Origin of the sequence: Terriglobus roseus (assembly GCF_900102185.1) — a bacterium.
GTDB classification, from domain to species: domain Bacteria; phylum Acidobacteriota; class Terriglobia; order Terriglobales; family Acidobacteriaceae; genus Terriglobus; species Terriglobus roseus_A.
Genome location: NZ_LT629690.1, coordinates 3242412 through 3266000 on the forward strand (window position 1 = coordinate 3242412; position 23589 = coordinate 3266000).

The 23589-nt window shown below is 57.4% G+C and carries 21 protein-coding genes; 13 read left to right on the plus strand and 8 right to left on the minus strand.

Translation table 11 applies throughout. The features are described 5' to 3' along the window. The first annotated feature begins 51 nt into the window (after positions 1-51). The 4 genes from BLT38_RS13540 to BLT38_RS13555 all read left to right on the plus strand — a co-directional run bounded on the left by BLT38_RS13540 (position 52) and on the right by BLT38_RS13555 (position 4664). Positions 52-831, plus strand: coding sequence for a TIGR03435 family protein (locus BLT38_RS13540; protein ID WP_172838278.1), 780 nt, complete (start codon positions 52-54; stop codon positions 829-831). 219 nt (positions 832-1050) lie between these two features. After that, entirely contained in the window at positions 1051-2451 is a 1401-nt protein-coding gene (locus tag BLT38_RS13545) for an NADP-dependent isocitrate dehydrogenase (protein ID WP_083345660.1), read from the plus strand. Positions 2452-2650: 199 nt separating this feature from the next. Further along, a complete protein-coding gene (locus BLT38_RS13550; RefSeq protein ID WP_083345661.1) occupies positions 2651-4051 on the plus strand; it encodes an NADP-dependent isocitrate dehydrogenase in 1401 nt (466 codons plus the stop codon). A gap of 88 nt (positions 4052-4139) precedes the next feature. Continuing rightward, positions 4140-4664, plus strand: a complete 525-nt coding sequence (locus BLT38_RS13555) for a DinB family protein (RefSeq protein ID WP_083345662.1) — start codon at positions 4140-4142, stop codon at positions 4662-4664. A 68-nt stretch (positions 4665-4732) separates the two neighbouring features. Here BLT38_RS13555 and BLT38_RS13560 read toward each other — a convergent pair whose 3' ends face one another. Then, entirely contained in the window at positions 4733-5269 is a 537-nt protein-coding gene (locus BLT38_RS13560; RefSeq protein ID WP_083345663.1) for a carboxymuconolactone decarboxylase family protein, read from the minus strand. Between the two features lie 102 nt (positions 5270-5371). Continuing rightward, positions 5372-5908, minus strand: a complete 537-nt coding sequence (locus BLT38_RS13565) for a peroxiredoxin (protein WP_047489808.1) — start codon at positions 5906-5908, stop codon at positions 5372-5374. A 222-nt stretch (positions 5909-6130) separates the two neighbouring features. On the opposite strand from BLT38_RS13565, the gene BLT38_RS13570 reads away from it, so the two are divergent. After that, positions 6131-7153, plus strand: coding sequence for a pectinesterase family protein (locus BLT38_RS13570; protein ID WP_083345664.1), 1023 nt, complete (start codon positions 6131-6133; stop codon positions 7151-7153). A gap of 48 nt (positions 7154-7201) precedes the next feature. Here the strand turns inward: BLT38_RS13570 and BLT38_RS13575 are convergent, their stop codons facing one another. After that, a complete protein-coding gene (locus BLT38_RS13575; protein ID WP_083345665.1) occupies positions 7202-8062 on the minus strand; it encodes an oxidoreductase in 861 nt (286 codons plus the stop codon). 71 nt (positions 8063-8133) lie between these two features. On the opposite strand from BLT38_RS13575, the gene BLT38_RS13580 reads away from it, so the two are divergent. The 3 genes from BLT38_RS13580 (at position 8134) to BLT38_RS13590 (ending at position 13026) form a co-directional block, all read left to right on the plus strand. Continuing rightward, a complete protein-coding gene (locus tag BLT38_RS13580; RefSeq protein WP_083345666.1) occupies positions 8134-8763 on the plus strand; it encodes a TetR/AcrR family transcriptional regulator in 630 nt (209 codons plus the stop codon). 129 nt (positions 8764-8892) lie between these two features. Then, positions 8893-11067 carry a GH92 family glycosyl hydrolase gene (locus tag BLT38_RS13585; RefSeq protein ID WP_083345667.1) on the plus strand — a complete coding sequence of 725 codons (2175 nt, stop codon included), beginning with the start codon at positions 8893-8895 and terminating at the stop codon, positions 11065-11067. Between the two features lie 237 nt (positions 11068-11304). Further along, positions 11305-13026 (plus strand): FAD-dependent thymidylate synthase, encoded by a 1722-nt coding sequence (locus BLT38_RS13590; protein WP_083345668.1) that lies wholly within the window; start codon positions 11305-11307, stop codon positions 13024-13026. A 74-nt stretch (positions 13027-13100) separates the two neighbouring features. On the opposite strand, the gene BLT38_RS13595 is transcribed toward BLT38_RS13590, so the two are convergent. Next, positions 13101-14081, minus strand: a complete 981-nt coding sequence (locus BLT38_RS13595; RefSeq protein ID WP_172838279.1) for a c-type cytochrome — start codon at positions 14079-14081, stop codon at positions 13101-13103. Positions 14082-14149: 68 nt separating this feature from the next. On the opposite strand from BLT38_RS13595, the gene BLT38_RS13600 reads away from it, so the two are divergent. Beyond that, positions 14150-14629: a GAF domain-containing protein gene (locus BLT38_RS13600; protein ID WP_083345670.1), complete on the plus strand. Its 480-nt coding sequence runs from the start codon at positions 14150-14152 to the stop codon at positions 14627-14629. Here the strand turns inward: BLT38_RS13600 and BLT38_RS13605 are convergent. The 3 genes from BLT38_RS13605 to BLT38_RS13615 are packed head-to-tail and all read right to left on the minus strand — an operon-like array spanning position 14614 to position 17995. Next, positions 14614-14979 carry a CHY zinc finger protein gene (locus BLT38_RS13605; protein ID WP_083345671.1) on the minus strand — a complete coding sequence of 122 codons (366 nt, stop codon included), beginning with the start codon at positions 14977-14979 and terminating at the stop codon, positions 14614-14616. The two genes, BLT38_RS13600 and BLT38_RS13605, sit on opposite strands and share 16 nt — an antisense overlap. Before the next feature lie 14 nt (positions 14980-14993). Then, the gene (locus BLT38_RS13610; RefSeq protein ID WP_083345672.1) at positions 14994-17645 is read right to left on the minus strand and encodes an ABC transporter permease; all 2652 of its coding nucleotides are present in this window, start codon (positions 17643-17645) and stop codon (positions 14994-14996) included. Then, positions 17642-17995: a PadR family transcriptional regulator gene (locus tag BLT38_RS13615; protein WP_047489840.1), complete on the minus strand. Its 354-nt coding sequence runs from the start codon at positions 17993-17995 to the stop codon at positions 17642-17644. Before BLT38_RS13615 ends, BLT38_RS13610 begins: the two co-directional genes overlap by 4 nt. A gap of 197 nt (positions 17996-18192) precedes the next feature. On the opposite strand from BLT38_RS13615, the gene BLT38_RS13620 reads away from it, so the two are divergent. The 4 genes from BLT38_RS13620 (at position 18193) to BLT38_RS13635 (ending at position 22753) form a co-directional block, all read left to right on the plus strand. Then, on the plus strand, positions 18193-19839 hold the full coding sequence (locus tag BLT38_RS13620) for a sensor histidine kinase (protein ID WP_083345673.1): 1647 nt from the start codon (positions 18193-18195) through the stop codon (positions 19837-19839). After that, positions 19836-20516 carry a response regulator transcription factor gene (locus BLT38_RS13625; protein WP_083345674.1) on the plus strand — a complete coding sequence of 227 codons (681 nt, stop codon included), beginning with the start codon at positions 19836-19838 and terminating at the stop codon, positions 20514-20516. Before BLT38_RS13620 ends, BLT38_RS13625 begins: the two co-directional genes overlap by 4 nt. 72 nt (positions 20517-20588) lie before the next feature. After that, complete coding sequence (locus BLT38_RS13630) at positions 20589-21425, plus strand: TIGR03435 family protein (protein ID WP_083345675.1); 837 nt, start codon at positions 20589-20591, stop codon at positions 21423-21425. Positions 21426-21808: 383 nt separating this feature from the next. After that, positions 21809-22753: a VWA domain-containing protein gene (locus BLT38_RS13635; RefSeq protein WP_083345676.1), complete on the plus strand. Its 945-nt coding sequence runs from the start codon at positions 21809-21811 to the stop codon at positions 22751-22753. Between the two features lie 90 nt (positions 22754-22843). On the opposite strand, the gene BLT38_RS13640 is transcribed toward BLT38_RS13635, so the two are convergent. Continuing rightward, entirely contained in the window at positions 22844-23572 is a 729-nt protein-coding gene (locus tag BLT38_RS13640) for a hypothetical protein (RefSeq protein ID WP_083345677.1), read from the minus strand. Positions 23573-23589: the final 17 nt, after the last annotated feature.

The window sequence follows — 23589 nt, forward strand, 5'->3', positions numbered from 1 at the left end:
CGCCGTATTGCTCTCTCAGAACAATTCCGTTTTCTTCCGGAGACACCGACAATGCTGCTGAAAACGCTCTTGCGCGCAACAGTCACCATCGCACTTTTCTGCACTGCGACCACACGCGCACAGCAGTCTATGCCACCCGATGCGAAACCCGGCTTTGAAGTAGTGACGGTAAAGCCTGCGCCTCCCGACGAAACCCACCAGGGCTTCGACCTGCAGGGACGTCATGTCCTGCTGAAGCGCGAATCCGTGCTGAACATCATCATTTTTGCCTACTCCCTTCACCCCAAACAGGTGGTCGATGCGCCCGAATGGGTGAGCACGGAGTTCTTCGACATAGACGGTGTTCCCGACGTGGAAGGCGAACCCAACCTCGTCCAGTATCAGTACCTGCTGCAACGCCTGTTGACGGATCGTTTCGGTCTGCACATGCACAATGCCAAACGTGACCTCCCTGACTACTCACTGCGCGTCATCCCCGGCGGAATCAAGTTCGCAAAGACCGCGTGGACCAAAGACAACCTGCCACATCAGGGAGGCCACAACGGTGCAGATGGCCAAACGATGACATTCACCAACAGCACCATGGCCGACTTCCTTCTGCTGGGAATACAGCACATCGTGGATCGTCCAGTGGTGGATGAAACCGGCCTGACGGGACGCTACGACTTCGCGCTCCACTGGCTGCCCGATCAAATCAAAGCGCCAGAAGGCAATGCCGCTCCCGGCCTTTTCACCGCCATGCGTGAGCAACTCGGTCTAGAACTCAAAGCCACAAAAGGCCCGGTGGACGTCCTCGTAGTCGACACAGTCCAGAAACCCGAAGCCGACTAGAACACGGCGACATTCGCCGTCACAGAAGGACGTGGGGCTTCGTAAGCTCCCACGCTGTCCCTGTGCTTACAGGAAATCATTCGATAACCGCCTAAAACTGCGCCAAACGAGCTCCCCGCGCTTCGCCCTTTCTCCTCTGAACCCGATACACTGAAAGGTGAACGTCCGCGGCGAAAATCGCCGTTTCGGAACATCCTCGCAACGGAGTGACATTCGCACGTGCAGACCAGCTATAACGGCATCGCCCTTCCTCTGAACGGAAAAGCAATCACCTACGAAAACGGCGCATACGTTGTGCCGGACACCCCCATCATCCCGTTCATTGAGGGCGACGGTGCGGGCCGCGACATCTGGAAGAACGCACGCCGCGTTCTCGATGCCGCCGTTGCCAAGAGCTATGAAGGCAAGCGCCGCGTGGAATGGTACGAAATCCTCGCCGGTGAAAAGGCTTATCGCCTGCACAACGACTGGCTGCCGCAGGACACCGTGCAGGCATGCCTCGACTTCCGCGTCTCCATCAAGGGACCGCTTACCACGCCCATCGGCGGCGGCATCCGCAGCCTGAACGTCACGCTGCGTCAGACCATGGATCTGTACCAGTGCGTGCGTCCCGTGAAGCACTACCCCGGCGTGCCCAGCCCCGTGAACAACGCCGATGACGTTGACGTGGTCATCTTCCGCGAAAACACCGAAGACATCTACGCGGGCATTGAGTTCAAAGCCGGCTCACTTGAAGTGCAAAAGCTGCGCGACTTCGTGAACAACGAACTCCTTGGCAACACCAAGAAGAAGCTGCGCGACGACGCAGGCATCGGCCTCAAGCCCATCAGCGAGCTCGGCTCCACGCGCCTTGTACGCGCGGCCATTCAATACGCCGTGGACCACGACCGCAAGGTCATGACCATCGTTCACAAGGGCAACATCCAGAAGTTCACCGAAGGTGCTTTCCGCGAATGGGGCTATGAAGTCGCCACCACCGAATTCCGCGACAAGATCGTCACCGAACGCGAATGCTGGATTCTCGCAGCGCTCGACAAAGACCCGAAGATCTCGCCAGAAGCCATCGCAAAGATCGTTGAGCCAGGCATCGACTTCGCACCTGCAGCTTTCGGCGAAAAGATCGTCGCTGAAGTGAAGGACGTCATCGCGAAGATCGGCGCAACCCACGGCAACGGCAAGTGGCGCGACCTCATCCTCGTCAACGACCGCATCTGCGACGCCATGTTCCAGGACCTGCTGATGAAGCCCGCGGAATACGACGTAATGGCCACCACCAACCTCAACGGCGACTATCTCTCTGACGCCGCTGCAGCGCAGGTCGGCGGACTCGGTATCGCTCCCGGCTCCAACATCGGCGACGGCTACGCTGTCTTTGAAGCAACGCACGGCACCGCGCCGCGCCTCGCCGATCAAGACGTCGTCAACCCCGGCTCGGTCATCCTCTCCGGCGCCATGCTGCTGCGCCTCATCGGTTGGAACGAAGCTGCAGACCGCGTCGAAAAGGCGATGGAAGAAACCATCCGTCAGAAGTACGTCACGGTCGACTTCGCCAAGAACATGCCCGGTTCCACGCAGGTGGGCACCACGGCATTCTCTGATCGCGTGATTGAAAACCTGTAGAACGTAAACCCACGGTTAAAAGAAGGCCCGGATTTCCGGGCCTTTTCTCATGTTTATCGCTAACTGCGCATATCCGCGCGTCATGCGGAGTAGCCGGTCGTTTGCCGCTCGGTCTATAGTGTCGTGCGTCTGCAGCGCCTCGCTTTTTCGCGTTGCCAGACAGCCATCTTGCAGGGCAATTCACGGAGCGATTCTCATCATGCAGACAAGCTACAACGGCATTGCTGTCCCGACCGAAGGCAAGGCAATCGAGTACACCAACGGCAAATTCACCGTCCCTGACAACCCGATCATCCCCTACATCGAGGGAGACGGAACCGGTCGCGACATCTGGAAGGCCTCGCAACGCGTCTTCGATGCGGCCGTCGAAAAAGCCTACGGCGGCAAGCGCAAAGTCAATTGGTTCGAAGTTCTCGCCGGTGAAAAAGCCTATCGTCAAACACAGAACTGGCTCCCCGATGACACCGTCAAAGCCACGGTTGATTTCCGCGTCTCCATCAAGGGACCACTCACCACGCCCGTAGGCGGCGGCATCCGTTCGCTCAACGTGGCACTGCGCCAACTGATGGACCTGTATCAATGCGTGCGCCCCGTGAAGTACTACCAAGGCGTTCCCAGCCCCGTGAAGCATCCCGAAAAACTCGACGTTGTTCTCTTCCGCGAGAACACAGAAGACATCTACGCAGGTATCGAGTTCCGCGAAGGCACACCGGAAGTAAAGCAGGTCATCGACTTCTTCAACGACACGATGTTGAAGGGCGGTAAGAAGAAGATTCGCACCGACTCCGGCATCGGCATCAAGCCCATCTCCATCACTGGCTCCAAGCGCCTCGTGCGCGCGGCAATTCAGTTTGCCATCGCTAACGGACGCAAGACAGTCACGCTCGTTCACAAGGGCAACATTCAGAAGTTCACGGAAGGTGCCTTCCGCGAATGGGGCTATGAAGTAGCCACAGAAGAGTTCCGCGATCAGGTTGTTACCGAACGTGAAAGCTGGATCCTCGGCAATCTTGAAAGCAATCCGAATCTCACACCGGAAGAAAACGCAGCACTCGTCGAACCCGGCATCGAATTCGCTCCTAAAGAATTCGGAGATTCTGTCATCGCAGAAATCAAAGACGTCATCGCCAAAGTTGGCGCAACGCACGGCAACGGCAAGTGGAAGTCGAAGATCATGGTCAACGACCGCATCGCCGACTCCATCTTCCAACAGATCATCATCCGCCCCAGCGACTACAGCGTACTTGCCACCACAAACCTCAACGGCGACTACATCTCCGACGCTGCGGCAGCACAGGTCGGCGGACTCGGCATCGCTCCCGGCGCCAACATCGGCGATGGTTTTGCATGCTTCGAAGCGACACATGGCACTGCTCCAAAGTACGCGGACCTCGACGTCATCAACCCCGGCAGCGTCATGCTGAGCGGCGTCATGATGTTCGACTTCCTCGGCTGGAGCGAAGCCGCACGCCTCATTGAAAACAGCATGGAAAAGACCATCCAGCAGAAGTTCGTCACCTATGACTTCGAACGCCAGATGCAAGGCGCAACCAAAGTCAAAACCAGCGAGTTCGCCAGCAAGATGATCGAAAACATGTAAACCACGCATCAGCCGCAACAAACGACACGCCGCGGTGAATCCGCGGCGTGTTTGTTTCATCTGAAAAACGAAAGAGCCATAAAAACTCATGAGCCAAGACCTGCTGACAACCATCCTGCCTCTTCTCGAACGCACACCTGCTGCTCTCGAAGCACAACTCCGCGGCCTGCCCGATGAATGGATCAACGCAACCGAGGGCGAAGGTAAGTGGAGCCCGCTCGTCGTTGTAGGACACATGATCCACGCAGAAGAAGAAGACTGGATGCCGCGGCTGCGACGCATTCTGCAGCATGGCACCAGCGTCCCGTTCGATCCTTTTGACCGCGAAGCGCAATTCACAAAGAGCGCAGGCAAAGGCATGGAGCAACTACTTCGCGAATTCCGGACAGCGCGTGAAGAGGGCCTGAAGGAATTACGCAAACTCAATCTGCAAGCTCACCATCTCAACCAATGCGGTCTACATCCCACACTCGGCGAAACAACAGCGCATCAACTGCTGGCCACATGGGCTGCGCATGATCAGTCGCACCTCGTACAAATTCATCGCACTCTCGCACGCCGCCTCAAACCCGAGATCGGCCCCTGGGCACAGTTCCTTTCAGTCATGCAATAGAAATAGCGAGACAAACAAGAAACGCCGCGGACAAACCCGCGGCGTTCTTCATGACACTCATAGAGCGATTAAGCAGCCGTAGCAGCCTTCTCTTCCAGCACCGGCCCAATCGCGTGAATCACAGAACACACACGGATCACCGCAGCAATCGTCTCTTCCGTTACGCCCTTCTGCCGCACCACATTCTCATGGCTGTCAACGCACTTGCCGCAACCATTGATTGCCGAAACCGCCAGCGACCACAGCTCAAAATCATTGTGGTCCACACCATGCGAACGCAACACATTCATGCGCAACTTCGCAGGCAGCGTGCTGTACTTCTCGTTCGACGACAGGTGATGAAAACGGTAGTAGATGTTGTTCATCCCCATGATGGCCGCAGCAGCCTTCGCTGCATCCAGTTCCATCGCCGAAAGATGATTCGCAGCCTCCGCCACAACAGCCGCAGTCAAAGCAGCATTACGCGTTGCAACAGCAGAAGCCACAACGGTTCCCCACAACTGCTGCTTGGTCAGTTCCGTATTGTTCCGTACCAGCGACGAGTAATTCAGACGAAGATCCTTCGCATAATCGGGAAGCGAGTCAATCAAAGCATCAAGAGACATACAAACATTCCTTTCCGCAGCCACATGAATACAAGCCGCTGGAAGAAGCGGGTCACAGAAACACTCTGCGACCCGCGAGTTTCATTGCGTTAGGTAACAGAACTAAGCGTTGATGGTCTCTTCGCCCTTCTGCCAGTTGCAGGGGCAAAGCTCATCGGTCTGCAGCGCATCCAGTACACGCAGAACCTCCTGCGGATTGCGGCCCACCGACAGGTCCGTCACATACACAAAGCGGATCACACCCTGCGGATCAACCAGGAACGTCGCACGCTGCGCAACGCCTTCCTTCTCATCCAGAATGCCAAGCTGGCCGCACAGGTCACGCTTGATGTCCGCCAGCATGGGGAACGGCAGGTCCTTCAGGTCGTCGTGGTTGTTGCGCCACGCCAGGTGCACAAACTCGCTATCGATCGACAGTCCCAGGATCTGACAATCACGGTCTGCAAACTCACGGTTCAGCTTGCCAAATGCAGCAATCTCCGTCGGGCACACGAAGGTGAAGTCCTTCGGCCACGCAAATACGCAGAGCCACTTGCCCTCGTAGGTCGTGTTGTCAACGGTCTGGAAGGCATTGTTCTTATCGCGGGAAACAACCGCGGTCACGCGGAAGTCGGGAAACTGTTCGCCGATAGCAAGCATGGTAGTGATCTCCTTGTTTCGAATGGCTTCTATTGCTCTGGAGGGTGTTGCAGTACTGCAAAATTTCCCAAAAGCACAAAACCCCACAAACCTATTGAACAAGAATTGTTATTGTCCAGCAATCTTTCGCATCCCCTTCTGTCCGAAGATCGCCCACCGCCCCCTATCCGGCTTTCCTGCAATCACTTGCTGACTCATCGACGACGCTGCTCTACTAGCCGCATGCGAAACGTTTTGAGCGCCATCCTCTTCGTCACCCTCGCAGCCCCATTCGCGTCCCACGCGCAGGACGTCACAGTCCTCGTCCAGCCTGGCGCAAAGCCCAACGGCCCGGACGTCTACCCCACCATCCAGAACGCCATCGACCACGCACCGGAACCCGGCGCCAACGGCCGCGTAACCATCCGCATCACACCCGGCACGTACCACGAGCGCCTCTGGATTCCGCGCAACCGCCCCAACCTCACGCTCGTTGGCCTCGGCAAACCAGAAGACACCGTCATCACCTCGGACCACTTCGCAAAGCAAAGCGGTGGCACCTTCTTCACGCAAACGGTCGAGGTCCTGGGCGACGGCTTCCGCGCCGCCAACATCACCTTTGAAAACTCCGCAGGCAATGTAGGACAAGCCGTCGCAGTCGCAGTCCTCGCAGACCGCGCCATCTTCAAACACTGCCGCTTCCTCGGCTATCAGGACACGCTCTTAGCCAACTGGGGCCGCCAGTTTTACACCGACGACTACATCGAAGGCGCAGTCGATTACGTCTTCGGCAACGCCACCGCCGTCTTCAGCAAGATTGAGTTTCACACCGTGGCCCCGGGCTACATCACCGCGCAAAGCCGCCTCAGCGAAACCGAACCCACCGGCTACGTCATCCGCGACAGCCACCTCACCTTCGCACCCGGCGCCGACGGCACAGCCATGACTGACAATGCCGCGCACAAGAGCGCCCACGGAGTCTTCTTCGGACGCCCTTGGCGCAACTACTCGCGCGTCATCTTTATCGACACGAACATCGACAAAGGACTGGAACCCGCAGGGTGGTCTGACTGGAACAACGGCGGCATCCTGAAAACCGCTTTCTACGCCGAACATAACTCCACCGGCCCCGGCGCCAGCCCCTCAACACGCACGCCCGACGCGCGCAAGCTCACCGCCGCAGACCTTAAACACTTCGAAACCCGCGAGTTCCTCAAAGGCAAAGACAACTGGAATCCTGAAGCCGAAGCAGCCCAACTGCCGTAACGAAAGAAGCCCACCAACCAAGGTGGGCTTCTTCTCATAGCGACGGTTTTAAGCAGCCTTCCCGATCCCATCCAGCCGAGCCACAACATCCGCGCTCAGTACCAGATCCGCTGCAGCGAGATTCTCGCGTAGATGTCCCACCGATGACGTTCCCGGAATCAGCAAAACGTTCGGCGACCGATGCAACAGCCAAGCCAACGCCACCTGCATCGGCGTCACCTTCAATTCCGCGGCAACATCGTTCAGCGCAGAAGATTGCAACGGCGTAAATCCACCCAACGGGAAGTACGGAACATACGCAATGCCCTCCTCTGCAAGGAAATCAATCAACGCATCATCCTCTCGATGCGCCACGTTATACAGGTTCTGCACACACACCACCGGTGCAATCGTCAGCGCCTCTTCCACCTGCACACGCGACGCATGGCTCAGTCCCAGATGCTTGATCTTGCCTTGTTCACGCAGCTTCGCCAACGCAGCAAACCGCTCCGCAATCGACTCTTCATTCACAACGTGACCATTCGCACCCCACAGGCGCAGATTCACCACATCCAGCGCATCCACCTTCAGATTGCGTAGATTGTCTTCCACAGCGCTCTGCAGCTCCGGCACACTCTGCGCCGGTATCCACGACTTATCTTCACCGCGGCGACCACCCACCTTCGTCACCACTGTCAAGCCCTCATACGGATGCAGCACTTCGCGCAGCAACGCATTCACCGTATGCGGACCATAGAAATCGCTGGTGTCAATGTGATTCACGCCACTCGCAACAGCCTCACGCAACACAGCTTCTGCCGCAGCGCGATCCTTCGGCGGACCCCACACACCTGGCCCTGCAAGCTGCATCGCACCATATCCCATGCGGTTTACTGCAACATCACCCAGAACATACGTTCCTGCACTCATCTCTCATCTCCACGCCACAAATCGCGGCACGTACACTTAGATGAAGAAACCTTCAGCTTTGGAGTTCGCATTTGCCAGCCACCGTCGCCATTGCATTTCAGCCAAGAAAGACGCCCGTTCAGTCGCGTTCGGAAGCCACCGTCGAGGCTATTCTGCAGGCAACGCTTCAGGTTCTGGTCAGCGTCGGCAAAGAAAAACTCACCACCACACTCGTCGCGCAACGCGCTGGAGTCTCCGTTGGCACGCTCTACCAATACTTCCCCAACAAGAGCGCGCTTCTGCAGGCAACGTTACGCCGCCACATGGACCACGTCATCGCCGCCGTGGAAGACACCTGCAAATCTGAGTGCAACCGCAGCATCTTCGATCAGGCCACGGCGCTCATCGACACCTATCTTGACGCCAAGCTTAACGACGTGAACAACAGCGCGAGCCTCTACGCCATTGCCACCGACGTAGACGGCATGCGCATCGCACGCAACGTTGGCAACCGCGCGCATCGCAGCACCACCGCACTCTTCAGCACAGCAACGGAACGCCTTACCTGCGAACCGGAACTCATCACCACCATGGTTCTTTGCTGCATCACCGGCGTCACGCGTCGCCTGCTGGAAGACAAACCCACACAAAAGCTCCTGCCTGCCATCCGCGAACAACTGCTCAACATGGTCCACGCCTACCTGAAAACCTGCACGCGCTAACCACAAACAAAACGCTTCAAAACATCTCCCCAGAGCGAAGGCAACACTTACAGCTTTGACCGCCTGTAAACCCGTCCTGTATCTCCTCTGCGATATCCTTCCATCGACCCTAAGCAGGAGCATTTTCCGTTGCGCAAACTCATCGCCATTGCAGCCCTTTTCGTAGCAGCCACCACCTCGTATGCGCAGCAGAAATCCCCCGTCGACGAAGTGGACACCACCATCGGCAACGTCGGCATCCTGCTTGTTCCCACGCGTCCCACGGCCTATCGCCCCAACAGCATGGTGCGTGTTTACCCTGTGCGCAAAGACGCGCTTGACGATCAGATCCAGTACTTCCCGCTGACCATCCTTTCGCATCGTCAGCCCGATCTCTTCGCAATCCTTCCCGGCGACGGCACACCACAGAGCTACGACAACGAACACGCAACGCCGTATTTCTACACCAGCCGTCTCGATCAATCGAAGATTGACATCCAGTTCGCACCGTCACATCAGTCCGGTATCTTTCGTTTTCATTACGACACCGATACGGCAACCGTAACGCTGCGTAATCTGCATCCCGGCTCGCTCAAGGTAGAAGGCAAAGACGCCATCTCTGGTGAAGAGAAAGCCATGGGCCTAACCGCCTACTTCTACGCCGAGACAAACCATCCCGTCACCGCAACACCCGGCGAAAAGAAGCTGACGCTGACCGCGCACACCTCTGATCTCGAACTCCGCTACGGCGTTTCCTTCATCTCCGCAGAGCAGGCAAAGAAGAACCTGCACCGCGAAATCAATCACTGGGACCTCACGCGCACCAGCGAAGAGGGCCGCGCGGAATGGAACAAGGCACTCGGCCAGATCGACATCGAGGGCGGCACACCGGAACAGCGCCGCGTCTTTTACACCTCGCTCTATCGCTGCATGGAGCGCATGATCCTCATCACAGAAGACGGCAAGTACTACAGCGCTTACGACCACAAAGTCCACACCGACGCGCGCCCCTTCTACGTGGACAACTGGCTGTGGGACACCTTCCGCGCCATGGAGCCGTTGCAGACCATCCTGAATCCTGACATGCAGGCCGACAAGATTCAGTCCTACGTCCGCATGTATCAGCAGGGCGGCATCATGCCCACCTTCGCTCTCGCATCCGGCCCCGGCGCCACCATGAACGGGTACCACGCCGCCCCATGGATCGCCGACGCATACAACAAGGGCGTCCGCAACTTCGACCTACCCACTGCCTACGAAGGCCTTCGCAAGCGCGCGCTCGACACCACAGTCCTCCCGTGGGAGCTCGGCCCCAGGACTTCACTCGACGACTTCTACAGCACTCACGGCTACATGCCTGCACTGCATCCTGGCGAAAAGGAAACCGTCGCAGGCGTCAACGACTTTGAGAAACGCCAGGCCGTTGCCGTCACTTACGAAATCAGCACAGACGACTGGTCCATCGCGCAACTCGCCACAGTGTTGAAGAAGCCGGAAGACCGCGAACTCTTCCTCAAGCGCAGCACCAACTACCGCAATCTCTTCCGCGCCGACAAGGGTCTCGCATGGCCCAAGGATGACAAGGGCAACTGGATCAACATCGATCCCAAGTTCGACGGTGGCATGGGTGGCCGCGACTATTACGACGAGAACAACGCCTACACCTACACCTGGGACGTCGTCCACGACTACGACGGTCTCTTCGACCTGATGGGCGGCAAGCAGAAAGCCATCGCCAATCTCGATCAACTCTTCCGCGAACCGCTGCCTGCGAACAAGTACACCTTCCAGGCCAAGTTCCCGGACAGCACATCCATGATGGGCGAATTCAGCATGGCCAACGAGCCCTCGCTTCCCATCCCATACGTCTACAACCGCCTCGGCCAGCCATGGAAAACGCAGAAGCGCATCCGCTCACTGATTGAGTCCTTCTTCCCCGCCACGCTGCAGGGCATCCCCGGCGACGAAGACGGCGGCGGCCTCACCGGCTTCGTAGTCTTCTCAATGATGGGCTTCTACCCCATCTCGCCAGGCGTCCCGGTCTATGACATCGGAAGCCCCATCTTCAGCAAGGTCACCATCCACCTGAAGAACGGCAAGGACTTCATCGTCAGCGCTCCCAACACCAGCCGCGACGCGAAGTACGTCCAGTCCGCCACATGGAACGGCCAACCGCTCAACCGCCTCTGGTTCACCCACAACACCCTCACCTCGGGCGGCACGCTCAACCTGAACATGAGCAACATCCCCAACACGACCCTCGGCACAGCAGACGCAGACCTGCCCCCGGCCAGCATCCACACCGACCCAACCAAGTTCCAGTAACAAAACACAACAAGCCAAATGCCCAGGTTCGCAACAGAACCTGGGCATTCCTGTCTGGAAGCGCCAACGAAGCTCACACGCCCCGAAAAAAGCGTCATCGCTGAACAAGCGGAGCTTATACGGCCAAAGGCCGTCATCCTGAGCGAAGCCGAAGGACCTGCATTCTTTCCCACACTACGATTCCCCTGGATGCCAATCGAACGACCCCACTGACTTGCTATCCTTTCCCTACCGCCAATGAGCCCTTTCCAGAACGAAACAGACGTCTACGCCATCCACGGGGCCGACCCCGAAGTCCTCGCCTACGCCATGGCCAAGTACTCCCGTTCCGCACTCACCCTGCGCGAATCGCTGGCGGAAATCTCCTCGCAGAAGGCTGAGCAGTTCCTCAACACCTTCTACTTCCAGTACGGCCACCGCTCCATCGCGGACCTCGCGCACGTCGCCTTCGCCATCGAGCGCCTCTCCCTCCTCGCCGCCATCGACCTCGTCGACGAACAGCGCTGGGACGGCCAGGAACGCAGCACGCGCTACCAGAACTTCCGCAAATCCGGCTACTACACGCCCACCTTCGACGACCCCGAACAGCAACCCGAATACAAAAAAGTCATCGACAGCCTCTTCGACGGCTACACCGAAATCGGTGAAGGCATGCTCACGGAGTTGAAGGCGCACGCACCGCGTCCTGAAGGCATGGACGAAGCCGCATACACGCGCACCCTCCGCGCCCGCGCTTACGACATGGCGCGCTATCTGCTGCCGCTGGCCACCAACACCTCGCTGGGCCAGATCACCAACGCCCGCACCCTCGAAGGCCAGGTAGCCCGCCTTCTCGGCAGCGACTACCCCGAGATCCGTGCGCTCGGTGAAAAGCTGCGCGACGCCGCTGCAGGCCCCGCCTGGCAGGTCAACGAAGCCGCCTGCAACGATCTTGTCGAAGCCATCCGCGCACTCGAGCCCGAAATCGCGCAAACCGCTGACGACCTCATGCTGCGCGAAGTCCGTGTAAGCCCCACGCTGGTCAAATACACCACGCCCAGCGAGTTCACGCGCGCCACCAAGCCTTTGCTCCAGCAGGCCGCAGCCGAACTCCTCGGTGGCGAATCCATCGTCCCGATGCCGCCGGACTCTCCCAACGTCGAACTCATCGCACCGCCCACAGGCGAAACACTCTCGCTTGAGATCGACCTCGCAACCTCGCTGCTCTACCCGCACACGCAGTACCGCTTCCGCCAGATCCGCAACGCCGTCGCCGCACTCAGCGAAAAGCGCATCAGCGAAATCATCGACCTCGGCCTGCAGCACCGCGGTCGCCACGACGAGCTGCCCCGCGCCTTCGCCGCCGCCAACGGCCTGCGCTTTGACATCCTCATGGACATCGGTGGCTTCCGCGACATGCACCGCCACCGCCGTTGCACGCAACTCCTGCAGCCCTGGACCACGGCGCACGGCTACGAACTGCCAGACTTCCCCTCGCAACCCGCGCTCTCCGCATCGCCTGTCTTCGCGCGCTATACAGAACTCATCCAGCAGGCATTCGCCTTCCACGCCAAGGCCACTGGCGTCCCAGCAAACGCAACAGCAGCAATCACTTCACCCAAGCTCGCGGCGCATTCAGCAGCCGCCGTGCCGTTGCCGCATTTCAACGGGCAAGGCATCCAGATGAAGTGGGCAGCGCCTTCCAGCGCAACCTCCGCCACAGACAACAAGCCGCACAAATGCAATCCGCACGCAGCCGACTACGTGCTGCCGCTGGCCACGCGCTGCCGCTCTCTCTTCACCATGGACTTCGCAGAAGCCGTCTACATCAGCGAACTCCGCAGCACCCCGGCAGGCCACTGGAGCTACCGCAACGTAGCGTGGCAGATGTACTCGGAAGTAGCGAAGCAATATCCATCGCTGGCAAAACACTTCCGCATCCGCGACCCGCACAAACCCATCGACCTTCTGGTCCGCTAACAACGAAATCGACAAAAACAAACTGCCCAGGTCTCGCACTGAGACGTGGGCAGTTGCACAAGCGAACGGATTCGTTAGGGCTTCAAAGAAGCCAGATAAGCCGACACATCCACAATGTCGCTATCCGAAAGCCCAGCCACCACGGGCTTCATCGCCGCAGCATTTTTGCCATCGCGCGAGCCACTCCGGAAATCAAACAACTGGCGCGCCATAGCCGTAGGCGAGTGCCCTGCGAGCGACGGGAACGCATCGCCCATCCCCTTCAAATCCGCACCATGACACATCGTGCAAGCCATCTTGCTCGCACCACCACTCTTTACCAGCGCCTCACCGCGAGCAATGCTGCCCACAGGAACGTAAGCAACAAAACCAGTGGAAGGATCGCGCAGCTTCGTGCGCTCCACATTCTCTGACACTTCCACAATGCGCGTACCAAGCGGCGCACGAGCACCCGATGGATCAGGCAGCTGAATCGTATGCGGCCCCGGATGCGTCACCGGCGCATCCGCAGACTCCACCACCCGGATATGTTCAACCGGCGGAACCGAATGGAAATACTCCGCTGCCTGCCGCGCCTCTTCCGGCGTCAACGCCTTCGCAATCGCAACCATACCAGTCAGGCTCGAAGGCACATATGCGGGATGACGACGATCATTCTTCATATCGTCCAACTGCTGCAGCAGGTAAGCCACCGGCAACCCTTGCAGATCACCCGTCTCAGGCTTGCCCACGCCATTCATCAGGTGACACGTGCCACACGCCTTGTACTTCTCCGTGCCCGTGATCACCGGGGCAGGAGGCGTCGGATGCGACTTCGGAAACCAGTCAATCGTCGCGTTCACACGGTTAATCTGCGTATCCGTAAACGCCTGCGACGTGCCCGGCAGGTGATACAGCTTGCCATCATCAGGTCCCGGCTCATCGTGAACGCCCTGCGGATACGCCCACGCAGGAACCTTCGGCGCATCAGCCGGATACGCATGAACAACGGACGAGCCAAGCGCAGCAACTGCCAGCGCGGCAAATAACGCAGTAAAAACCTTGTGTGAATTCACCCAGCCATCCTGCCGCATTCCACGCCCATCTGGCAACGTCACCGCGAGGAAAAGCGCACAATAATTGCATGAGCCTTTACAACGGCATCCTCGAAGAGATCACCACCTTCGCCGCCACCGCCCCATCCCTTGAATCCCTGCAGAACTTCGTCGTCGACATCATCCCGTCGCGCCTGCCGCATTACAACTGGACCGGCTTCTACATGCTCGACCCCAACGACGCAGAGATGCTCGTCCTCGGCCCCTTCAACGGCGCACCCACAGAGCACACGCGCATCCCCATCCATCAGGGCATCTGCGGAGCCGCCGTCGCGCAAAATCAAACCGTCATCGTCGACGACGTCCACTCCGACCCGCGCTATCTCGCCTGCTCCATCGAAACCAAATCCGAGATCGTTGTGCCCATCCACGCCCACGGCAAAGTCATCGGCGAAATCGACATCGACAGCCACGACGCCGCAGCCTTCACCGCCGCAGATCGTGACTTCCTCGAAGCATGCGCCACCATCATCGGCGGCTTCATCGAGCGCACTCAGACTTCAAAGTAAAAGTGATAGTGGTTCCGGCAACCGGGATTGAACGCAGCCTCACAACGCGGACACCGGTTGCCGCATTCCATGTACTCGTGGATCGTCAACTCATAACCGCATACGCCGCAAAGCACCGCACGAGTATCCCACTGCAAACGCGGCCACACCGCAATCGCATGGTCAGCCACTTCTTCATGGCAATCCTTGCAGGCGAAATACTCTCCACAACAAGCCATGCGAATCGCAATCACATCCAGCACTGAGCGATAGCGAGCGCAACGCGTCTGCGCATCCACTCCCACACCCCGCACCTGCAATCCGAAGACATCCACGCAATCTATCGCAACACATCCGCGAAAGATTTGCATGAAGCCTCTTGCGATCACTCCATTCGCAAAGCTCGCATCGGTTCAATGCGCGAAGCCCGCCAAGCAGGCACAAGGCAAGCACACATCGCCACCACCAGCAGCGTTCCAACCACACCGAACAACACTGCCGGATCAAGCGGCTTCGTTCCGAATAGCATCGATTGCAACACGCGCGTCACCGCAAAGCTCGCAACCATACCCAGCCCAAGCCCGAACAGCGCCGGCTTCATACCATCCACCAACATCTGTTGCAGCAACTGTTCGCGTTGCGCACCCAGCGCCATCCGAATACCAAGCTCCTGTGTCCGCTGCACGGCCAAGTAAGACAACACACCATACAAACCAACAGAAGCCAGCAACAACGACAACACAGCAAACGCCAGCACCAGCCCCGCACTCAAACTCTGATTGCCCAGCGACTCACCGACAACCTGATCCATCGTCCGCACATCTGCCACCGGCAATCCCGGATCAAGCGACGCAATCTGTTTCTGTACCGGCAACGCAAACTGCAGCGGATCATACTGCGTGCGCACTGCCAGCGTTGCACCGCTCATCGTTCCATCCAGCAGCGGGAAGTACATCATCGGCTTAGCTTCCTTACCCACCTGGTAGATCACATCGTCGACTACGCCCACAATCTCGTAATCCAATGCATCCGGCTTACCTTTCAGTGCATGAGCGGCAATATGCAGATGTCTGCTGATCGCATCCTCGCCCGGAAAGTAACGATCCGCCAGTTGCTTACTGATGATCACCTTGTCGGCACGGTCCAACTGATCCTGGATCGTGAAGAATCGCCCACGTATCAACGGAATTCCCAGCCCCGTGAAGTACCCAGGATCAGCCCATCGCTCCAATCCAACTTGTATGGGTGCCCCAGCCTGAAGAGGAGGATGCTCCTTCACCGTGAACACAAAATCTCCCCAGTAGCCAGCAGCAGGAACGGTATTGCCCAGCGCCACGGCCTTCACTCCTGGCAACACGCGCACGCGCTCCAGCAGCGATTGATGAAACGCATTGATCTTCTCCGGCGTGTCGTACTCTTTGCTCGGCAGGCTGTAACGAAGCGTCAGCACATCCTTCGTCACACAACCAACATCTGTTGCCCGCAGCTTCAAAAAGCTCTTGCCCAGCAACCCCGCCGCAACCAGCAACACCACCGTAATCGCAATCTCCGCCGTCAGCATCCACTTGCGCAACGCCGTACGCCCAAGGCTGCTGGCACCAGTGCGCGCAGAACTCTGCATCGCACTCAGCATCGTCTTGTCAGTAGACGACAACGCAGGAAGCAACCCTGCAACCAGTGCTGCCACACAAACCAACGCGCATGCGAAAGCAATCACTGTTCCATCCAGATGAATGCTCTGTACGCTGGGCAAATCCTTCCATGCATGCGCAAGGGTCTGCGTCGCCAGCACCGACAACGCAACGCCAAGCGTGCCACCAGCAATGCAGATCAGCACGCTCTCCGTCATCTGTTCGCGGATCAACGCACCACGCTGCGCACCCAAAGCACTGCGTATAGCCACCTCACGCTGCCGCGCTGCACCACGTGCCACCATCAGGTTCGACACATTCAAACAGCCAATCAACAACATGCACGCCACTGCGCCCAGCATCAATTGCAGAGGCTGTTTCACGTCACCCGTCACGTCCTCATGCATGGGCCGCACTTCCACCAGGTCATGCACCGGCTGCTCTGGATAGGCAAGGTGAAGCTGCATCTGCACCGCTTGCACCTGCGCCACCGCACTCGCCAGCGACACGCCATCCTTCATACGCGCAATCACCTGGCTCTGGTGGTAGTCATGGTGCTGCAGTGTCTCTCCCATATCGCCCTGATACGGCACCCACAACACAATCGACGCATCGGGATACCGAAACCACGACGGCAACACACCCACTACCGTATACGGCTTGTCATCCAGATGAATCTGGCGTCCCACAATCGACGCATCACCACCAAACCGCCGCTGATACACGCTCCACGTCAGCATCACTACGGTGCTGCCCGGCTTATCTTCTGCCTCTGTGAACCAGCGTCCCACCGCAGGCTGCACACCCAGCAGCCGCATCAGGTTCCACGACCCTGCAGCAGCAACCACCGACTCCGGCAATTCACCATGCTCGCCCGTTAGATTGAAGCCATCGCCACGCGTCACGGCCATGTCCTCAAAGCCATGCGTCTTCGATCGCCAATCGTAAAAGTCCGCAGGAGACACCGGGTTATACGACGGCTTTGCAGGAGGCACGCCATTCTTCGTCCGAGCCTCGTACAACATCACCAGCTTGTCCGGATCATGAAACGGCAACGGACGCAGCAACACCGAACGCGCAATCGTAAACAACGATGTCGCTGCACCAATGCACAACGCCACTACCAGCACTGCAAGAAACGAAAATCCCGGCGTACGTCGCAGCGTGCGACTCGCAAATTTCACATCGCGCGCAACACTCGCCAATGGCTGCAATGAGTTCTGCTCCCACAACGATTCGCGCACCTTCTCCCTGCTACCCAACTTCACATAAGCCTGCCGCCGCGCCTCTTCCTCTGACATCCCACGCGCAACATTGTCCGCCATCTCCTCATTCAGAAACGACGCCATCTCTTCCTGCAACTCGGCATCGGAACGCTTACGACGAAAGAACCGGAACCAGCTCATTGCGCACCTCCCTCTTCGCCCATCACCAACCCAATCGCGCGAGTCATCTGTCGCCACCGCGTTACTTCACGTGCTAATTGCTTACGCCCTTCCGCAGTCAGCTTGTAGAACTTCGCCTTGCGATTGTTCTCACTCACTCCCCAATACGAAGAAACCCAACGCCGATCCTCCAACCGATGCAGCGCCGGATAAAGCGATCCCTGTTCCACTTCCAGCACATCTTCTGATGTGTGCTCAATCACCTTGGCAATGGTGTGACCATGCGCGTCGCCACCCACCAGCGTCCGCAGAATCATCATGTCCAGCGTGCCTTTCAACATCTCGCTGTCCACCTGGTTCTTCTTCGCCATCACCACTCTCCCCTCGAATTCCTATGGGAGTGAATACTACACCACTCGAATTTCTATGGGAAACAGAAAAGCCGTCTGGAATTAGCGCTGTTCCCCCAAAACTCACTGTAGAAATCCTCAAATTCAGAAATACAAACCACTTACGCTGACGACACGCGCCTTGTATCTCATACCCTCGACCGCTACAATCCACGTCCATGCACCTGCGTTTCGGCTTTCGGACTCTCATCGCCATCTGCGTCACGCTCGCCGTCCTCCTCGGCGTCGTCGCATTTGTGCAATACCGATGGTCAAAACGTGTACTCACCGCCGATCTCCAACGCGAACGCGAACATCTCGATCTCTCCGCCTCACTCTTCGCATCACGCTTCAACCGCAACGTCGCAGATGCCGTCAGCTTCATTCAGAACGACGCGCAAACCGCATGGACCACAAACGCACCACTTCCGTCTCTTCCGACACTGATAAAAGAGCTCTACCTCGTCGACATCTCGAGCGCACAACCTCACGTCCTCCGCGCAAACAACGACGGCACATTCGCAGCAGTGGCAACTCCCAACTGGATGCATCCCGAAGAATGCGCCGCGACTATTTCCCAGCAACCACTCGCCGTCACGACGCCGATCTTTCAACCCCTTGTCCAAAAGACGAAACAAGGCCAAAGCCTCTTTCTCATCTCGCATGCTAATCACTGCTTCGTCGCATTGCTTGACGAAGACTTCATTAAGACCACACTCGTTCCGAATCTCCTTCAACAAAGCTTCGGAAAATCTTCCATGAGCGATTACGATTTCGCCATCGTCCCGCGCCACCGCGATGCACAGCAAATCTACGGCCCCAGGATCAAACCGGATTTCAGAAAGCCTTTCTTCTCCGTATCGTTGCGAAATCTGCCGCCCATACCAGGTCGCCCATCAACCGCACCAACTCCTCCCGGCAGAATCATCCAGCGCTATCAGATTCAAACCGAGAGCCACGGCCCTCCTTCACCACCAAACGACATCTGGGAACTGCAAGTCGCGCATCGTGGCTTGCCGCTGGCCGCTGCCTTCCGTCGTGAACGCAAACAAGAACTCCTGCTCGTAGTCGCGGCAGAATTTCTTCTCGGCGCATCCATCATCCTTCTGGTTCTAAGCGCTCATCGCATGCAACGCTCTGCCGAACAACGAATGCAATTCGTAGCAGCCGTCTCACATGAACTGCGCACGCCCGTATCCTCCATCTCCATGCTTTCGCGCAATCAGGCAGACGGCCTAGTAACCGGCGCAGACAAGGTCACGCAATACGGCGAACTCATCCACCAGCAATCACGACGCCTCAGCGAAATGATCGAGCAGACGCTTCAATACGCCGGCATCCACTCCAACCTCGGCACAAAAACACGCACGCCAGTCAACATCGCGAACATCATCTCCACCGCGCTATCTGCGCACTACGACGAACTAACCCGCGCACAATTTCAAGTCGAACAAAACATCCCCAACAACCTTCCGACAATTCAAGGCGACGTCAACTTACTCCGCATCGCCATCGACAACCTGCTGTCCAACGCAATCAAGTACGCAGCCAGTGGTCAATGGATCGACATCCGTGCCGAATACTCCACAAGCAATCGCGCCATCCTCGTACACATCTCCGACCACGGCCCGGGCATTGAATCCATCGATCGCGAACATCTGTTCGAGCCTTTTTATCGCGGCCACGCAGCAACAGAAACAAACATCCCCGGCTCCGGCATCGGCCTCAGCCTTGTACGCTCCGCAGCAGAAGCACACGACGGTTCGGTCACCGTCGAAAGCACACCGGGACAAGGCAGCACCTTTACACTGAGAATCCCCGCATGAAATGCATTCTCTTCATCGAAGACGAACACGCCTTCGCCATCGGCCTCATCGACCGCCTGCGTGCAGAGGACTATGAAGTGCAATGGGAGAGCAACGGAAACGCAGGCCAACAAGCCGCATCCGCCAACACGTTCGACCTCATCCTGCTCGATGTCTCACTCCCCGCCAAGAACGGCTTCGACATTTGCCGCGATCTCCGGCGCGACAACATCTCCACGCCGGTACTCATGCTCACCGCACGCGGCGAAGTCATCGACCGCGTCCTCGGCCTCAAACTCGGCGCAGACGATTACGTGCAAAAGAACTGCGAACCCATCGAACTCATGGCACGCATCGAGGCCTTACTACGCAGATCACAACCCTCTGCAACGTCACCCGACATCACAACCCTCGGCGACATCCGCATCGACTTCCGTCAACACGAAGTTTCACGTGCAGGCATTGCCGTAATCCTCACACCTATCGAGTTCCGATTGCTTAAGTACCTTAACCAACATCGCGGCAACATCATCACTCGCGAAGAGCTATTGGAAAACGTGTGGGCGGCAGACGGCAGCATGCTCAGCCGCACTGTCGACGTTCACGTTGCAGGCCTGCGCAAGAAGATCGAAGAAGACCCGCGCTATCCGCGCTTCCTCCTCACGATCAAAGGCGCCGGATACAAACTCGCTCTTTGATCCCGCCACACCTTTACATTCCTTACATACAATTTGCATGCCTGACCTGCACATCGCGACACAATCAGGCTCATGAAATTCCTCTCGGTTCTTCCGCTCGTACTCGTCGCATCTTTCGCGGTCGCAACAGCGCAACACCCACAAAGCAACCTGTCGTTCGAAGTTGCCTCCATCCGTCCCGGCGCCGACGCAGATGCGGAGATGATCGCAATCCGCATGAACGCGGAACGCTCCATGATCCATTACGTCAACGTTTCGCTGCGCGACATGATCCGCGTCGCTTACAACATCAAAGAGTTTCAAGTCACCGGCCCCGACTGGATCCGCAATCGCTTCAACATTGAAGCCAAATACCCCGCCGGAGCCACAGAAGATCAAGTGCCAGAGATGTTGCAGTCTCTCCTACGTGATCGCTTCAAACTCCAGTTCCACAACGAAACGAAAGACCATGCCGTATTCGCACTCGTCGTAGGCAAGAACGGACCAAAGCTCAAGCCATCCGAAGTCAAAGCAACGGACTATCCCGACAGCCCCAACCGCAAACCCGGCACGCCCGTACGAGGCGATCTCCAGATCATGGGCAGCCCCACCGGTATGCACTTAAAAGGCCCCGCCCTAACCCTCAGCCGCCTCTGCGAAACGCTATCCATGTTTGTCGATCAGCCCGTCGTAGACCGGACAGGCCTGCCGGAACGCTACGACATCGACCTCACCTTCATGCCAGAAAACATGCGCATGCGCGGAGGCCCCGGTGGCCCGGGACAAGGAGCCGACGGAGGCACAGAGGCACAACCACGCATCACCCTCTTCGAAGCAATACAGGACCTCGGTCTAAAACTCGAACCACGCAAAGCACCACTACAAATGCTCATCGTGGACCACATCGAAAAAGCACCCACAGAAAACTAAATGAGGAACGCGCTGCGATGAAACTCATACTCGCAACAACATTGCTGCTCTCATGGATTCCCCACCCCCACCATGCACCACGAATCATGCGACCAGCGAACAATGGCACACCTGCACTCAGACTGTCTTTTCAGTTAGCAATAAATACCAACTTAACCAGTCACCAAGAAGGTAATCCGATAGTGAGTGTGATCGTCGCGAACATCACGCTAAGAAGCCGACAGATACCGATCAACGTAACTCTAACCATCTAGTTACTTCATAATTGGTCCTCGACTATATACAAGACTGGCCCCACCCATACAAACCAATTGACCCTGCATCCTGTCACAGGTTAGCTTCGAGTCTGCTCTGACAGGAGAGATCGAACATTGACGAAATGCATGGCTGGTTCAACATGGACTATGCTCCTATCGCTTGCACTGGGCACTGCCGCAGCACAGTCCGCTTCTCCAGACGTCGCCACCTTGCACACAAGCGCCCACCTCGTTCCAATTGCCACCGTGGTAAAGGATAAAAATGGTCTTCCTATATCTGATCTAACGAAAGACGACTTCATTCTGAAGCAGGACGGCAAGGAAGAGAGCATCCGTTATTTCTCCGTTGCGGAGCAACTACCAATCACATTCGCAGTTCTCGTCGACGTGAGTGCCAGCCAAAGCACCATGGTAGAAGACGAAGTAAAGGCGAGCGACATCTTCTTTGAAACGATGTTACAGCGGCCGCAAGATCGAGCCATGCTGGTTCAGTTCGATACAACGATCCAACAGCTGAAAGCATTAACCAACCAATACGCTCTGCTTCATCTCGCTCTTGGCTATGTGAAGAGTGGAGCCGAAGCTAAGAACGGCACACGCGTGATGGATGCTGTAGCTGGCGTAACAGAGAAGGTATTAGCAAAAGAGAACGGCCGCAAGGCGATCATCTTGATCACCGACGGCGGCGACACCGATAGTCGCGTTACTCTCAAGTCCACCATCGAAGAAGCCCAGAAGGCAGATGTAGCCGTTTATTCCATCTGCTACAGAGCGACCGATGCTGGACTCTCAGGTGCTCCATCGCAGGTCATCAACTCCATGGTGGACCGCTCCAATGACATCCTCAGAAAACTCGCAGGTGAAACCGGTGGAGATACTTTTCGCGTAACTCGCCAAATGACCTTGCAGAAAATCTTGGCACAGATTGCCGACGGGCTAAACAAGCAATACGAAATTGGTTACATTCCGCCGCCGAATACATCCACCAACCGCTTCCACAAGCTGGAACTCAAAACGAAGGATCCTCACCTTAAAGTGCAAGCCCGCACCGAGTTTTTCGCCGCGCCATAAAGAACATCTGATGATGTTCATGCCAAGGTAATCCCATTCACGGCACTGCCTAATAACGTAGAAAACTATCGCAGAAACGATGCCAGGCCTCTACTGAGTTGAGACCTTCGTCGGTCGCTGAATCTCAACAGCCCGCAAACTAAAACTAGCAACCGCAGCAGGATTTGACTTCGGACGCATGTACAAAGTGCCCAACACTTCCCGCGCCTCGGGCGTCTGATCTCGCAATCGAAAGACAATCAACCCCGGCTCCACTTCCTTCGCCGACAACAAGCTGAAACCACCAGTCTGCCCGCGTAACTCCATCTGCGCCGCCGCCGTCGCAGCCACAGCATCATTGGGCAAAGCATCTTCCAGGTCCGAATAACTGTTCTGGTTAAACGCAGCCAACCACCGATACAACAGATGCCCCGCAGGACTATCTGGAATCAATCCCGACTGTTCTCCAAACCGAGGCAGATGCACGATCACCGTCGCATGCACATTGCTGATCCGCTGCCCCTTCTTCGCAGGCACAGGAGCATCTCCTGCATCGCCCAGCACAATCGTGTCCACCTGCGAAGGGTCGTCATCGTCATCGTCGTCCGCGTGCGAGCCACTTGAAGAAGAACCACCACCAGTGCGCGAAGCACTGCCACCTTCATCACTTCGAAAGTGCCGCGCACGGCCATGCCCCAATCCCATGGCAACCATCGACAGAGCGCCGCCAGCAATCATCACCGCCAACAGCACCGCAGAAGGCCGCATTGGCTGCCGAGCCATTACGGAGAAACTCGGCACACTCTGAGGACGCGACTCTGTAACCACCGGCGGCTGCATCAGTGAATCGGCTCCTC

Bases quoted from the DNA above. Each gene is read 5' to 3' on its own strand.
- BLT38_RS13540 (WP_172838278.1), top strand. From the start codon at position 52: ATGCTGCTGAAAACGCTCTTGCGCGCAACAGTCACCATCGCACTTTTC.
- BLT38_RS13550 (WP_083345661.1), top strand. From the start codon at position 2,651: ATGCAGACAAGCTACAACGGCATTGCTGTCCCGACCGAAGGCAAGGCA.
- BLT38_RS13555 (WP_083345662.1), top strand. From the start codon at position 4,140: ATGAGCCAAGACCTGCTGACAACCATCCTGCCTCTTCTCGAACGCACA.
- BLT38_RS13560 (WP_083345663.1), bottom strand. From the start codon at position 5,269: ATGTCTCTTGATGCTTTGATTGACTCGCTTCCCGATTATGCGAAGGAT.
- BLT38_RS13565 (WP_047489808.1), bottom strand. From the start codon at position 5,908: ATGCTTGCTATCGGCGAACAGTTTCCCGACTTCCGCGTGACCGCGGTT.
- BLT38_RS13570 (WP_083345664.1), top strand. From the start codon at position 6,131: ATGCGAAACGTTTTGAGCGCCATCCTCTTCGTCACCCTCGCAGCCCCA.
- BLT38_RS13575 (WP_083345665.1), bottom strand. From the start codon at position 8,062: ATGAGTGCAGGAACGTATGTTCTGGGTGATGTTGCAGTAAACCGCATG.
- BLT38_RS13590 (WP_083345668.1), top strand. From the start codon at position 11,305: ATGAGCCCTTTCCAGAACGAAACAGACGTCTACGCCATCCACGGGGCC.
- BLT38_RS13600 (WP_083345670.1), top strand. From the start codon at position 14,150: ATGAGCCTTTACAACGGCATCCTCGAAGAGATCACCACCTTCGCCGCC.
- BLT38_RS13605 (WP_083345671.1), bottom strand. From the start codon at position 14,979: ATGCAAATCTTTCGCGGATGTGTTGCGATAGATTGCGTGGATGTCTTC.
- BLT38_RS13610 (WP_083345672.1), bottom strand. From the start codon at position 17,645: ATGAGCTGGTTCCGGTTCTTTCGTCGTAAGCGTTCCGATGCCGAGTTG.
- BLT38_RS13615 (WP_047489840.1), bottom strand. From the start codon at position 17,995: ATGGCGAAGAAGAACCAGGTGGACAGCGAGATGTTGAAAGGCACGCTG.
- BLT38_RS13620 (WP_083345673.1), top strand. From the start codon at position 18,193: ATGCACCTGCGTTTCGGCTTTCGGACTCTCATCGCCATCTGCGTCACG.
- BLT38_RS13625 (WP_083345674.1), top strand. From the start codon at position 19,836: ATGAAATGCATTCTCTTCATCGAAGACGAACACGCCTTCGCCATCGGC.
- BLT38_RS13630 (WP_083345675.1), top strand. From the start codon at position 20,589: ATGAAATTCCTCTCGGTTCTTCCGCTCGTACTCGTCGCATCTTTCGCG.
- BLT38_RS13635 (WP_083345676.1), top strand. From the start codon at position 21,809: ATGGCTGGTTCAACATGGACTATGCTCCTATCGCTTGCACTGGGCACT.
- BLT38_RS13640 (WP_083345677.1), bottom strand. From the start codon at position 23,572: ATGCAGCCGCCGGTGGTTACAGAGTCGCGTCCTCAGAGTGTGCCGAGT.